Consider the following 14,477-nt stretch of genomic DNA (forward strand, 5'->3'; position numbering starts at 1 on the left):
GAGGTAAGCAGCTTGAGAAAACAGGGATTCAAACTTAATAATGAGGGTTCCACTCTGCTTACTGTTATTATCTGTCTGGCATTCATAGGAATTCTTGGTTCCATGATGTTATCGGTTACTATGACTAATCTGCAGATGAAGATTGTGGAGAGTAAATCCAAAGCAAATTTTTATAAGGCGGAAATAGCCATAGAGGAAATTAGGACAGGAATTCAAGAGGTCACGATTGAAAAAATCCGAGAGGTTTATGAACAGGTGGTATTGGTGGATTATGCCTCTTATGTTAATTTAAGCCAAAATGATAGAAACGCAGTGATGCAGGATATGGTTGCTGCCAGAGTTATAAAAAGTTTTGGGGATACCGGATCCATGACAGATTCACAGATACTTAGCGCAAGTTCAGTTCCACCTGTATTGGAGAGTTTCTCAGACTACCTATCTATAACCGGTGGATTATCTCTTAATATAGATTCTCTATATAGCTTAATCAGTGGAACAGAAAGATCGGTAGTGATCAAAGATATCCGGGTCGAGTATGAGAAGGACGACTATAAGACCTCCATTACATCGGATATTAAGATTGTTATACCGGAATTTACTTTTGAAGACGGTACGGAGATTATTACATACAGTATGGAAGATAGGCCGTTTCGAGATTATGTTTTGGTTGCCGATGGAGGTATCAGTTCAGTAAATAATTCTAATCAGACAATCATTAATGGCAGTATCTATGCAGGTAAAGATGGGATCACAATTCATAGCAACAGAACCCGTGGTCACTCGGTTGAGATCTATGGAGACAATATTGTTACCAAAGGAGATATCAGAGTTGTTGATACAGCACATTTAAAAATTGGTGATATAAGCAGCGTGGACAAACCGATTCTATGGGCTGACAATCTTGTGACTGTTACGACCCATGATTATAATCCTGCCTCCACATTACCAACCAGTATGGAGATTAACGCGATTAGTATCATTAAAGACGACCTTGCGTTGGAGGGAAAAAATAGTGATGTCAGCTTCCCCAGCGGTGCATATATCGGATACACAGGGTCTTTTACATCCGAAGGCAGTGCGATTATGATAAACGGATCGGGATCTTCCATGGATTTGTCAGGACTTAATTCACTTATCTTGGCAGGTCGGGCTAACGTATCGGTTGAAGATAAAGAGAATAACAAGGATTCTGACATCTTAACCGGAGAATCCCTAGCATTTAAAAGTAATCAAAGAATTTACCTGATTCCGGGAAGACATATTCCGCTGATACTTCATAACCCGGTAACGAAAGCGGATGTAGATGCCTATGGTTTGCCTAACGTAGATTTTACCGATTCGGACATTCCTTTTATGAATTATGTTGCTGCATCGAAACCCTATAAGATCGCTGCTATGCAGGCAGGAACAGGGGCGGGGGCATCAACCCTTCGATATTATTATCTGAATTTTGCCAGCGGGAAGCAGGCAGACGATTACACAAGATTATTCGCCGATTCTCCTTTGCTTGACAGCATGAATCCGTTTACTCTGGGCAATGTGAGAATTCCAACGGTAGACAAAATACAGAGTGTTGGTAACCTCATGACGTATGATAGTACAGACTTGGTTAAATTAACCTCCGGTCTAAGTGAAGATCATACCACTTATCCGGATGATACAACTTTAGATCAACACATCAAAGGAATTAACTTAACGAATCCGATATATACCAATTCGGGATTACCGCCGGTAACTGTAGGCGATCTACCGGAACTTTATGCAAAAATGAATAAATTTCTTACCCTAGATGAAGCAGGCAGTTATGATTCGGATTTGATTTTCGATTATTTTATTAAGGCTGGTAGTGTAAACCAGATTATTGCGAATGCGGCTAACTGGAACAGTACTCTGTTTGAATATCAGGTTGGGAATTATAATTATATCAATTCAGATCCGGACAAGCAGACCTTTCTTATGGTAGAAGGTGATGTTACTATCACGGATTCCTCAATCATGAAGGGTATATTGGTAGCCACCGGTGATATTATAGTATCAGAGAATGCTACAATTCATGGTATGGTGATTTCTACCGGAGAAACCGGTACCGGCGATGGAAATATTGATGTGCAGACGAATGTAGAAGTCATCGGACGTCTGGTAGCAGCAGGAGAGATCCGTCTAAGCTCGAGTTGCAGACTTACGGCAGATGAAGCATTAATTGAGACTTATCTTAAACCGATTTTCGATACGGAGGGTGAAATACTGAATAAATTCTTCAGTAATATGAAGGTGAAATTTAATTATTCCGAAACTTTACCGGCAGATAATTTAGTAGACCTTTCTAACATGATTTACTATGAAAATTGGCGTAAGAACTAAGTGTGAAAGGATTAGATCATTCATGAAGGACAATCGGGGCATAACTTTAATTGAATTGCTTGTTGTTATGATAATCATCGGAGTACTTGGCGGAGCATCGATATTTGGTGCAAGAATTCTGGGGCTGGGAACGGCTAAAAGCTCAACCGGTCGAATTAGCGCCTTTCTTGACTATGTCCAGGTTGAGAATATGACGAAAAACAAAATATACTATATGATAATAAAAAAAGGAAATGACAAAGATTATTATCTCATAGTGGAAACAGCGGATGGAACAGTGGTAAGAAGTGAAAAATTGGATCTTGTTCGGGGAGAAATCACATTTTATAAAAAGAATGATCCGACTAAATATTCTGTAAAAAACTTGACCCTAGATGGTGAAGAGGTGAATCTGGAGGTGAGCTTTCTTAAGGAAAGCGGAGGTATTAGAGAAAACAGAAGCCATGATAAGGTAACGCAGATAGGAATTTCTTCTGCAGGAAGGTCATATTCAATTCGGTTAGTGGAAGTAACGGGAAGACATTACATTGATTAACGAGGTGATAGGAATTGCACTTATGTAAAAACAATAAAGGAACATCTTTAATTGAGTTGATTATAGCTATGGCTATCGCTGCAATTGTCCTATCCTTGATTATGTTTTTTATCAAAGGTTCCACCCAAACCTTTCGTCGTACCAGTGATGAGGTTAATCTTCAACTGGAGGCTCAAACAACCATCAATCAATTAAGTAATATTGCCATGGAGGCTAAATCATTCACCCCAATATCTCTGACAGAGGAAAGATTTATTTTTAGGTATAATGATAACGAGTATTATTCTATCATTTTTAATAACGGTGAAAGACGAATTTATCTGGTGCAAACGACAACAAGATCAGATGCGGAGACAATAGCACCGAATATGCAGGAGCACTTTATGGCGGAGTATGTTGAGAGTCTTACTATGGTTAGCAGCATCAATGGTAAAATGATTACGATAAATCTACAATTATCCTTAGGTAATGAGGAACATGTAATCAGTAAAAAAGTGAAACTTAGAAATGCCAATTAAAGACATCTGAATAAAAAATAGTTTTCAGATTATTAAACTAAGTTAGTTAGTAGATTTATTAGAAATCACTTAGAAATAATCTTATTACAAGATTGAAAATACAGGGATTAGGAATATTAATTGGTAAATGAGGAGGTGTTACCATGAAGAATAAAATTAAGGGTATTCTATTAATTGGAATTATTATGACAATTTCATTTTTTATGCCCAGCTTCTTGGACAACTCCTATAATATACAAGCAGCAGATGAAGCAGAATGGTCAGAAGGTGACGATGGTACAGGGGAGTTTAACGGTTTTACCGTAGTTGAAATAGTTCCCTATAAAGGGATGGGGGAGATTGGTTACTTAATCGGCGGTCAAGAACCGATAGATCAGGAACTGATGACAATGAATAGTGCATCGGGACAACTGAATTTCCTAGGTGGCGCTATTACAGTTTACCCGTCCTATGAAGAGAGTGCGATGCCGGCCTCCGGTAATCCGGAAACCGGATGGTTTCGGGCCAGAACCTATGTTACACAGAACGGTTACTTTGAATATGTTAACGGTTCCGGACCGGAACTATATAGATTAAATACCAATCAAACCATCTATGAGAAAGTAGATGATGGTACCGGTACCCATAAAGCGGTATTGCCAAGCAATATTACTCTTGCGAATGTCTATGAAAATGTATATAACCCGTTAAATTATAAAAATGTGCAGGCATATTTTATTCATCAGGATGATACCGAGATCCCTCTTTATAGTACTTCAATTCGTTATAAGCCTTATAGTGTTACTGAAAATGTAAATCATACCGGTAATTACGATTATAATCCTGATACCCAGAGATTTATTCTTAATAAAGGGGCAGGTAAGTATGATGTATTATTTACAAGCTCCGGTAGCGGATCTTATTTTATGGCGGCTGATTATCAAATTGTAGATGATAACTCCGGGGACTATTCTTATGCTAATATAAACTATATCTTACAGTCCGGTGGTAATTATAGAGTGAATACCAATGGAATGACCTTTACTTATGAACAGTACTGGAATGGTTATTATCGCTGGGTTCAGGATGATACGGCATTATCAAAGCCTACAAATTTTTTTGAAGAGGATGGTAGGATCTGGGTCAAAGGGCAAAGGATATACCAGCCCTATCAGTATACTTATAATGTTCAACTAGTCAACAATGAATGGTTTAAGCGTCATAGCCTTGGTATCCAGGCAAATTATGCCCAGGATTATCCTGTTAGGGTTATTACCATAACTCCGAATGAATTAAATCTACCGGAAAATCAGCATTACATAGATGAGGCAAATTTGTTCTATATTAACGCCAATTACAATCATAACTGGGCTTATATATGGTTATATGAAAACTATAGCCACGAGGGGCAAAGTCTGCCTTACAACCAAAAATATTCCGATAATCAAAACTCTATGGTGGACAATTTGAATTTTGCTGTAAATGATTTAAGCTGGACCAGTGTCGATAAAATCTTTCGCAGAATTGCAGGTATTGGAAGTTATAAAGCATCGCTAATTATTGATTCTACTTTCTATTCACAGGCTATTAACGGTAGTGGAGAATATGATTCGTTATTGAGGCGTAATATCAATGTGGGATATGGCGGCAGTGATAATGGTACCTCCTGTAATGTGGCGAAACTTTATATTATGGTTTACCAAAGGAATATGATAGATTTTTATAATTCCTTTATGAACCCGGATACGACAAGTACTGCGAACCGCATAACCAATAGGACAGTAAATACGAATGTAAATCGTACCGGAAGTACCGGAAGTTTTAGACGGCCAAACAGTTCCTATTCAGCCGGTTCCAATGCTGCACTTTACTGGAATGAAAATACGTTCCTGCCTTACGGATTGAATGAAAATGGTGAGATGGTTGCATTTACAGACCTATATGCCAATGGAATATATAATGCCAATATGTTGGCAACAACGACGGATTTAACAGACAATGTACTCACTTTAAATGGACAGGATATATTCACAAGCAAGTTTTTAGAACCGATTAATTTACCTGACGATTCTCGTGATGATGCCAGTGATCACCTAAGTTCTCTTAATCCGGATGGTACACCGGTTACGTCATTTCGTCTTACGGACATAGTGAATGTTATTACCAATAACGGTACAGGATTTGAAGAAGTTGGAGGCATCTCTTATCCGGATGGTAGCGATGTGGAGGGAGTAGAGGAAGAAACCTCGGATGATACGGTTGATAATCCGGCAGATGATGGGACGGACGGCAGTAATCTAAGAACCTATAAGCGAGTTCTGAACATTCAGCCTACAGCGGATTTTACTGCCTCCGAGGAAGCCATCCGTACCATTTTATCGGAGCATAATGTACAGATTGTTAATATGACCAGTATCCAATTTAACAGCAGTATTGAAGATATCAATGCCCGTTATGATATGATTTATATGGGAAGCGGTGCCGGAAGATACAATTATGATAGATATGGTCGTGTTATTTATAATGATGGAGGGTTAGATCCTTATATCTATTATAATGACGGTGATACCATAGCCATATTAAATGATTTATCAAATGTATGGAATGTAACCACAGAACGATTTCAAGGAAATGATCTTACCTCTCAAAAAGTGGAGGAGTTATCTGAATTTCTTACAGCCGGTTATCCAATGGTACTGGATGCAAATCTGTATCAGAGAACAAATATAAGGACGAATACAGACATTTATGCTTTTATAACTCAGTATAGAAATAACTCATCCTATCCGAATTTCTTAAATACGGCTGACTTTTATAGTACGAATACGTCGATAAAAAGAACCTTTAACAACAGGTTAAGTTATGCACTAAATATTATACGTCCCAGAATAAGCTTGATTGAGCCTATTTTAGCTGAGGATACAGATGAAAGTTATATATATGTTGATCCCAATACGGATTTATTGTCAATAAAATTCAAGATACTACCAAAAAATGCTAATATAAGTCCAAATACTTATAATGCTTATCTTTATGTAGATAAAAATATGGATGGTGTCTTTGACGAAGCAACAGAACAATTATCTGTTGTGTCCGGTGATGGTTCGCTTTGGGAAGGATTACGAGAGAGTAACAGTCGAGTCTATTCCTATCAGTATGATATGTCCGATTTAAATGGAGTTTATCAATGGAAGTTGATTGTTACAAGGCAGAATAATTCAGAGATACGGGGAGCTGTGACAGGTTATGCCACGAACACCAATAAGGAAGATTTATATATTCTTCATATCAGAGATAATAATTCAACGTATAATCTGGAAACTAAGATGAATGATACATCCAGCCTGATGAATCAATACGGTGGGGAAGGAACCTTAAATGATTATAATCTGCATATAGAGTCCATGACCGTAGCAGAGTATGTTACGTATGCTAATGATCCGAATAAACCGGCTTATAACTCTGGTGATTTGTCCGGAACCAGTAGATTACTGCCATATCATTTGGTTATCCTAGATAACCCCAATACATCCATACCAAGTAACAATGTAGCTTTGACTAACTTAAAAGACGAGATAGCCAATGGGCTTCCGGTTATCTTCACGAAAAATGTCTTGGGCTATGATAGACAGGCTTCCTATTACAGTGGTACTCAGACCAGTTTTTTAAGTAGCCGTACCTATAACTATTTAAACCGTAGAAATTCCAACAACTATTGGCTTTGGGAATGGCTTGATAATCAGTTATACATTTATCGTAATATGATAGGAGATAACAGTAGTAACCTCGAAAGAGACAATGCATATACCACAAACTATCTTACAAAAACAAATGAAGGAAGTATCACCAGATATCCTTATCAGATTAATAAAGCGATTCGTATTGCTACTAATCATTATTCGAATGATGTTACGGTTGATTTTAATAAGTCACAAAACAGGATGTTAATCGGGTGGTATTCCTTATCCGATTCCCGAAGCCCTGTTGTAAAAGAAATATTTGGATTAGGAGGAACTAACTCCGAGCTGTATCATGGAACCTATAGCTCCTCACCAAACGATGTAAAAAACAATTATTATCTATTCAGTAATGGGTTATGCTTTTATTCGGGAATTAACTTGGCAGCATCGGATGTAGCCGGCAATGAGGAAGAAATCAAGCTATTTATTAATACAATCATTACAGCATATAAAGCCTCTGACAGGGTGATATCCAGTCCGCCTGTGATTACAATTACCAACCCGGTACCGGTGGTAGAGGGAACGAATAAAGTGATTACCATAAGACCGACCGATCTAGCAGAGGAGGAATTTATCCTTACCTTTGAGATTGCGGAGAGTTCTTCCGTCATGGAGCTGGATTTAACCTTTGATACGGGATTTGTCAGTGATTGGCATCAGATTGTTTATGAGGTGGATGTATCCGGTACCTTAGGAGATCCGATTGATATTATAAATAATAAAGTGAACAATGGCACTTATGCAGTTAAAATTCCTGCCACGCAGTTAGACGGTGAGAATACACTCACAATAGAGGTAACTAATTTACAATCCAACAATGCATCATGTGAGGTGATATTAAAATATATCAGCCCTCCCGTTGTTACCATTGAAGACCCTGTCCCGATTTCAAATTCTTCGGCTCAGTATATCTATGTGGATATTGATTTTTCGGAGGATGATATATCTCTTGAGGGTATGCAGGAGGTGATATTTAAGGTTGAAAAGGATATCGCTATGCCCGCTGTTAATATAAGTATAACTGCAGAGGGAGAGAATCTAATGGATGGCGGTGCCGATGATGTTACGGTTAATAAGTTAGTAGATGGAATAGAACAACCATTAATTTTACCGACGGACAGTGGCTTGTATAAACTTTATCTGCCTTTAACATTAATGAGAGATAAGAACAGTAGAGAAATCACAATAACGGCTGAAGATATCACCTATGGATACAACGGCAGTGCAACCGTTATCTTACTGAGACGTAGTTTATTCCCGCTTGACTGATTATTATTTATAAGATAAAGTAAAATGATCACATAGGGATTTCTTCTTTAATCTTAATGTTAAACATTACTATTAAGGAGAGATATAAAGCAGGTTATCTGTTTGTTTTAACTAAGTGGAAGTTTACAAAAGGATTAGAACCTAAATTATATAGGAGTTTTACTGTAAAATCAGGGTTCGGGAGGCTTAATGAACAAAGTAAAAGGGTATCATAAGATAAAAGATTTGGCAGGGAAGGTAATCAACAGAGAAACAATTACTTACGGCATAGTGGGTGTACTAACGACATTTGTCAACTTTGTAAGCTATGAACTGTTTTTTCGGCTGTTAAAATCCAATCTAATTGCCAATGGTTTTGCATGGGTAATTGCAGTAACCTTTGCTTATATTGTTAATAAGAGAAATGTGTTTCATTCAAAGAGTGAAGTGCTAAAAGATGAGCTCGTTAAGGTGTCGAAATTCTTTGGAGCAAGATTAGTTACTCTGGGTATAGAACAGATGGGTATCTATATATTCATAGAGAAACTAGGAATCTACCGATGGATTGTAAAGGCAGCTTTATCTGTAATAGTAATCGTTATTAACTATATTTTTAGTAAGTTTTATATTTTTAATAAAAAAAGAAAATCACATAACTGACTGGCAGAGTGGAGGAATTGCATTAATGATTAAAGAAAAAGCAATCGTAAAGATAAAAAAAGGCGAAGGGCGAAGCTTAAAGGGCGGTGGTCTGTGGATTTTTGATAATGAAATAGATAAAATCCTTGGGGATTATCAAAACGGTGATCTGGTATCTGTGCATGATTTTGATGACTATTATTTAGGATGCGGATTTATTAATACCAACTCTAAAATCACGGTTCGTATGATGTCAAGAATGAAAGGACAGGAGATAGATCAGGAGTTTCTTACCATGCGGGTAAGGGACGCATGGGAGTACAGAAAAGTCACCGTAGATACTTCCAGCTGCCGTATTATATTTGGTGAAGCGGATTTTCTGCCGGGGCTTGTTGTTGATAAATTCTCTGATGTGTTAGTCGTTCAGTCCCTTGCTTTGGGAATTGATCGAATGAAAATGGATATCTTAGATATTCTTCTAAAGGTTTTAGCAGAGGACGGAATCAAAATCAGAGGTATCTATGAAAGAAGTGATGCCAAAGTCCGAATTAATGAGGGAATGGACCGGATTAAGGGTTTTATTGGTGAAGAATTTGATACCAAGGTTGAAATTATTGAAAATGGAGTGAAATACCTGGTGGATGTGGCCGAAGGCCAAAAAACCGGTTTTTTTCTTGATCAAAAATACAATCGCGCAGCGATTGCTAAGTTATGCAAAGGTAAAAGAGTACTGGATTGTTTTACCCATACAGGTTCTTTTGCTTTAAATGCAGGTATCTGTGATGCTAAGGAAGTGATTGGGGTAGATGCTTCTGAATTAGGTGTTGCCCAAGCAACCGAGAATGCAGTCTTAAATGGCTTAAGTAATACGGTGAAGTTTATCTGTGCGGATGTATTTGACTTGTTACCGGAGCTTGAGAAAAAGGGTGAAAAATTCGATGTTGTAATCTTGGATCCGCCTGCCTTTACGAAATCCCGTAATTCAGTTAAGAATGCAATCAAGGGATATCGTGAGATTAACTTAAGGGCAATGAAGCTGGTGAAGGATGGGGGATATCTTGCGACCTGTTCCTGTTCGCATTTTATGACTCCGGATTTATTCTCAGAAACCATTGGACAGGCTGCAAAGAATGTAAGAAAACGGATACGTCAGGTGGAATACCGTACCCAGTCACCGGATCACCCGATTTTATGGGCAGCAGAGGAGTCCTATTATTTAAAGTTTTTTATTTTTCAAGTAATCAACGATAAGTAATATATAATTTTTCTTTAATTACTCATAGAGTAGAGGGATGTTTAGGAGTATGTTTATGACCTATGAAGAGGCAAGAAAGTATATAGACGAATCCAGTCAGTATGGAAGTAAGTTGGGACTGGAAACCATAACAGAGTTGTTACGAAGGCTAGACAATCCTCAGGAAAAGCTAAACATCGTTCATATTGCTGGGACGAACGGTAAGGGATCAGTAGCTGGTTTCATAGCAACGATACTTACTATGGCAGGGTATCGCGTGGGTAGATATATATCACCGGCGGTTTTTTCCTATCGAGAAAGGATTATAATCTCTTCTCCAAAGAAAGATTTATCTAAAGAGGTATCGATTAATAGAAGTGATGATATGAAACAAGCATGTTTCGATGGGAATAGTCACTTACAAGATGATTATATGGTAAGTGATTTCAATAGTGTGTCTCCTTTGACTATGAATAACTCAAACGATTCGATTGATATAGAATATATCTCAAAACAGGGTGTTAGTGATTCAATTGATAAGATTAAAACAGCTTGTAATGCTATGGTACAGGAGGGTTATGCACATCCTACCACCTTCGAAATCGAAACAGCTATGACCTTTCTATATCTTTCGTGGATGCAGGTGGACTTTGTAGTGCTGGAGGTTGGTCTTGGCGGAAGACTGGATGCAACCAATGTAATTACAAGGCCCATATGCAGCGTCATTACCTCCATAAGCTTTGATCATATGCAATATCTGGGAGATACCTTGGCTCAGATTGCTAAGGAGAAAGCGGGAATTATAAAGAAGGGAAGACCGGTTATAACCTGTGAACAGGAGCCGGAGGTAGTTAATGTAATAAAGAAAAAGGCAGAGGAAAGCGGCTCCCGATTTATTATCTCAGGTATGCATGAAGTTAGTGAAATCAATTATTCCATGGATGAAACTAAATTTTTACATCAAGCTGATGAAGAAGAAAAGCAGTATAAAATCAGACTTTTGGGTCAGCATCAGGTTAAGAATGCATTATTAGCAATACGGGCAGTTAAGACAATAGAGGAGCAGGGATATAGGATTGGCGAAGAGGCTATCAGGTCAGGTCTATATCATACCAGATGGAGCGGACGATTTGAAATCATAAGTAAAACTCCATATATCATAATGGATGGAGCTCATAATGAGGGGGCGGCAATTACACTTCGAAGTTCCATTGAAACTTATTTTTATGGAAAACGTATTATATTTATTATGGGAGTATTGGCGGATAAGGATTATAAAAGTATTATCAGGATTACGGCTCCCCTTGCGGATACAATTATAACCCTGACACCGGATAACCCAAGAGCCTTATCCTCCTCACAGTTGGCTAAGGAGGTACAAGCTTTCTGTAGCAGGGTGATTGATGGTAATGATACCAATAAAGCAGTTATGTTAGCACTTACCGAGGCGAAAAAAAATGATGTGATTGTAGCTTTTGGTTCGTTATCGTTTCTTAAGGATTTTGTAGTGGCATTAAATGAAAATAATAGATGTACAAACAATAAAGAACAAAGTAAATCAATGTGAGTATATATGAATTTTATGATATAAAGAAAGACTGTTATAATCCTTACCTGCCAGTATGCTGTCAGTATGGAATATAATAGTCTTTTAACTTGACAAGTAAAGCTACTTGTCGATTCATCTTGTTATCACTTATATAAAATGCTCATTTATGCGAGATGTGTTTACCTTGGGATTATGGTATGGGTAGAGGAGTTTAATTACTATTTACTTAAAACAGGTGGATCAAAGGTTCCCAGTTTAGAGCTTCCGTCTGCCGATAGAACGAAGGTACGGGTATTTTCAAATTCTTTAAAAAACACATAGTTTTCTGTTACGTGGATCTGCTTATAATAACCTTCCAGTAAAACTTCTGTCTCCATAGTTTGAAGGTTTAGTCTGCAGATTTTACTGTTTTCCATCTCATCAATCTGATAATAAAGATATTTACCGGTATTGGTTATATTATAAGTAGAACAACGTTCCTGAACCAGAACAGTAGGATTACTTCCATCTAAGTTCATTCTGTTAATTGTATAGTTATTGGATAAATCCATGTAATAGATATATTGGCCTTGGAAAATAGGAAAAGCAAAATTACCTGAAACATATGTATTTTCCGTAAAACTGGATAAATCCAAGGTGTTGATGTTATGATCCTTTGTGAATCCGGTATAATACAGTTTATTATTCATAACACCGGCAGGTACAACCGCTTCCTCTAATAAAAGCCGTTTCATTTCACCGTCTATTTTACTACGATAAAGGAATAAACCGTTCTCTACGTCGTAATTCTGATAATACACGTAGTTTCCATTTAAGGTAAGATAACTACCCGGATTATTGGAAATTACTTTAATGTTTTTACCATTCTGGTTGATACGATATACTCCTGTGTTATTAAAGGTAAAAATATGACCCGGATTATTCTCTCTGGTGTTATTTGCCCGGACATAATAGATATAATTATCATCCACATTAATATAAGCAGCTTTATCATCATGAACTTTCTTAACACTGGAACAATCAGAGTTCATGGAATAGAGACTGCCGTCGTCGTTGTCATTACTAAAATAAATCTTACCGTTTATCTCAGCAAAAAGGCCGCCATTATAGATATTACCGGAGGTGTTTCCAATTAACTCCTCATCATTATAAAAGGTCCGATTATGAGTATAAAAAAAGATACCAACAATCGCAAGGATAGTAATAATGACTAAAAAACTTAATACTTTCTTAACTGATTGAAACATAAAAACCTCCGAATATCTGTGTCATAGTATTAAATTTATTATATATCGACAGAAAAGATTATGCAATAATAAGATAACTCTTTCGGTTGCATCCGTGTAAGAGTAATAGTATAATGGGTCACAAAGATATGTAGTTATGGTAAATATGTCCGGATTTTTAACAAAGCTACTACAATAATAATATTTTGTCTCGAACAGGATAGATATTAATTCAGCTAAAGGCAAAGTAGCTGTTAGCATACCGTATGGAGGAAAATAAATAAATGGTGGATTTACAAGAAAGCAGGAAAAAAATTGATGAAGTGGATCGTAAGCTTTTAGAATTATTTGAGTACAGAATGCAGCTGGCGGAGGACATTGCGGAATATAAAAGCAGTGTTGGTCTGCCAGTATATGATCCGGTCAGAGAAGAAGAAAAGATAGCATCCATTAAAAACATGACAACGAATGAATTTAATCAGATTGCAATTGCAGATTTGTTTACACAGATTATGTCCATGAGCCGTAGATTACAATATACAATGCTTTATTCTTCTTTTAGTTTGGGGTTTACTGCATTGAATTCTATTGAGGCTGATCAGGATACAAGGGTAGTGTTTTATGGAGAGAAGGGTTCTTATACGGAACAGGCTATGATGGAATATTTCAAGACTGAAGTAATGGGAATTCCTATGGCTACCTTTGGAGATGTAATGCAGGAGGTAAAGGAAGGTAAGGCTGAGTTTGGAGTGTTACCGATTGAAAATTCCTCCACGGGAACCTTATCCGATATCTTTGATCTGCTGGCAGAATATGATAATTATATTGTTGGTGAGCATGTGATTAAGATAGAGCATAATTTATGGGGTCTACCGGGAGCTAAGATCTCTGATATTAAGACGGTATATTCCCATCGTCAGGGGTTATTGCAATGCTCCGGATTTTTGAAACAACATTCCATGATGAAACAGGTAGAAGGCGGCTCTACGGCTAGTTGCGCCAGAAAAGTCCTAGAAGACGGTGATATTTCTCAAGCTGCAATTGCCAGTAGGAGAGCTGGAGAGAACTTCGGATTAAGTCTATTAAAAGCCTCCATCCATAACGACGAAACGAATTCAACCAGATTTATCGTAATATCGAATAAAAAAATATATTATAATAAAGCTGAAAGAACCAGTATTTGTTTTGAATTACCTCATAAGAGCGGTGCGTTGTATCATATGCTTTCCCATTTTATTTATAATAAGATTAATATGACAAGGATTGAATCCAGACCGATTGCAGGAAAGGCATTTAAATACCGCTTCTTTGTTGATATTGAAGGTAGTATGGAGCATCCTGCAGTTAAGAATGCGCTTCATTGTATTCAGGAGGAGGCAATCGAGATGAAAATACTTGGCAGTTTTCTCCCGGTAAGATAATAATGTTCGTATATTTTCATATTTTCT

Annotated in this window: 9 protein-coding genes; 8 read left to right on the forward strand and 1 reads right to left on the reverse strand. The window is 37.3% G+C overall.

Annotated elements, in window-relative coordinates; genetic code table 11:
• Positions 1-12 precede the first annotated feature (12 nt).
• The 7 genes from I5677_RS02610 (at position 13) to I5677_RS02640 (ending at position 11,821) form a co-directional block, all read left to right on the forward strand.
• Complete coding sequence (locus I5677_RS02610; protein WP_197660013.1) at positions 13-2,361, forward strand: bactofilin family protein; 2,349 nt, start codon at positions 13-15, stop codon at positions 2,359-2,361.
• A 22-nt stretch (positions 2,362-2,383) separates the two neighbouring features.
• Positions 2,384-2,896, forward strand: a complete 513-nt coding sequence (locus I5677_RS02615) for a prepilin-type N-terminal cleavage/methylation domain-containing protein (RefSeq protein WP_197660014.1) — start codon at positions 2,384-2,386, stop codon at positions 2,894-2,896.
• 14 nt (positions 2,897-2,910) lie between these two features.
• On the forward strand, positions 2,911-3,414 hold the full coding sequence (locus I5677_RS02620; protein WP_197660015.1) for a prepilin-type N-terminal cleavage/methylation domain-containing protein: 504 nt from the start codon (positions 2,911-2,913) through the stop codon (positions 3,412-3,414).
• A gap of 143 nt (positions 3,415-3,557) precedes the next feature.
• Positions 3,558-8,402, forward strand: a complete 4,845-nt coding sequence (locus tag I5677_RS02625) for a DUF5057 domain-containing protein (RefSeq protein WP_197660016.1) — start codon at positions 3,558-3,560, stop codon at positions 8,400-8,402.
• Positions 8,403-8,591: 189 nt separating this feature from the next.
• A complete protein-coding gene (locus I5677_RS02630) occupies positions 8,592-9,041 on the forward strand; it encodes a GtrA family protein (protein WP_197660017.1) in 450 nt (149 codons plus the stop codon).
• A 25-nt stretch (positions 9,042-9,066) separates the two neighbouring features.
• The gene (locus tag I5677_RS02635) at positions 9,067-10,275 is read left to right on the forward strand and encodes a class I SAM-dependent rRNA methyltransferase (protein WP_197660018.1); all 1,209 of its coding nucleotides are present in this window, start codon (positions 9,067-9,069) and stop codon (positions 10,273-10,275) included.
• 55 nt (positions 10,276-10,330) lie between these two features.
• Positions 10,331-11,821: a bifunctional folylpolyglutamate synthase/dihydrofolate synthase gene (locus I5677_RS02640; RefSeq protein WP_197660019.1), complete on the forward strand. Its 1,491-nt coding sequence runs from the start codon at positions 10,331-10,333 to the stop codon at positions 11,819-11,821.
• A gap of 200 nt (positions 11,822-12,021) precedes the next feature.
• Here the strand turns inward: I5677_RS02640 and I5677_RS02645 are convergent, their stop codons facing one another.
• Positions 12,022-13,050 carry a DUF5050 domain-containing protein gene (locus I5677_RS02645; protein WP_197660020.1) on the reverse strand — a complete coding sequence of 343 codons (1,029 nt, stop codon included), beginning with the start codon at positions 13,048-13,050 and terminating at the stop codon, positions 12,022-12,024.
• A gap of 263 nt (positions 13,051-13,313) precedes the next feature.
• Here I5677_RS02645 and pheA point away from each other — a divergent pair, with 263 nt between their 5' ends.
• Entirely contained in the window at positions 13,314-14,450 is a 1,137-nt protein-coding gene (gene pheA, locus I5677_RS02650; RefSeq protein ID WP_197660021.1) for a prephenate dehydratase, read from the forward strand.
• Positions 14,451-14,477 lie beyond the last annotated feature (27 nt).

This window comes from Mobilitalea sibirica, assembly GCF_015999265.1.
GTDB lineage: Bacteria > Bacillota > Clostridia > Lachnospirales > Lachnospiraceae > Mobilitalea > Mobilitalea sibirica.

What these genes read in the sequence shown, in the direction of transcription:
- I5677_RS02615 (WP_197660014.1), top strand. Translation starts at nt 2,384, where the DNA reads ATGAAGGACAATCGGGGCATAACTTTAATTGAATTGCTTGTTGTTATG.
- I5677_RS02625 (WP_197660016.1), top strand. Translation starts at nt 3,558, where the DNA reads ATGAAGAATAAAATTAAGGGTATTCTATTAATTGGAATTATTATGACA.
- I5677_RS02630 (WP_197660017.1), top strand. Translation starts at nt 8,592, where the DNA reads ATGAACAAAGTAAAAGGGTATCATAAGATAAAAGATTTGGCAGGGAAG.
- I5677_RS02635 (WP_197660018.1), top strand. Translation starts at nt 9,067, where the DNA reads ATGATTAAAGAAAAAGCAATCGTAAAGATAAAAAAAGGCGAAGGGCGA.
- I5677_RS02640 (WP_197660019.1), top strand. Translation starts at nt 10,331, where the DNA reads ATGACCTATGAAGAGGCAAGAAAGTATATAGACGAATCCAGTCAGTAT.
- I5677_RS02645 (WP_197660020.1), bottom strand. Translation starts at nt 13,050, where the DNA reads ATGTTTCAATCAGTTAAGAAAGTATTAAGTTTTTTAGTCATTATTACT.
- pheA (WP_197660021.1), top strand. Translation starts at nt 13,314, where the DNA reads ATGGTGGATTTACAAGAAAGCAGGAAAAAAATTGATGAAGTGGATCGT.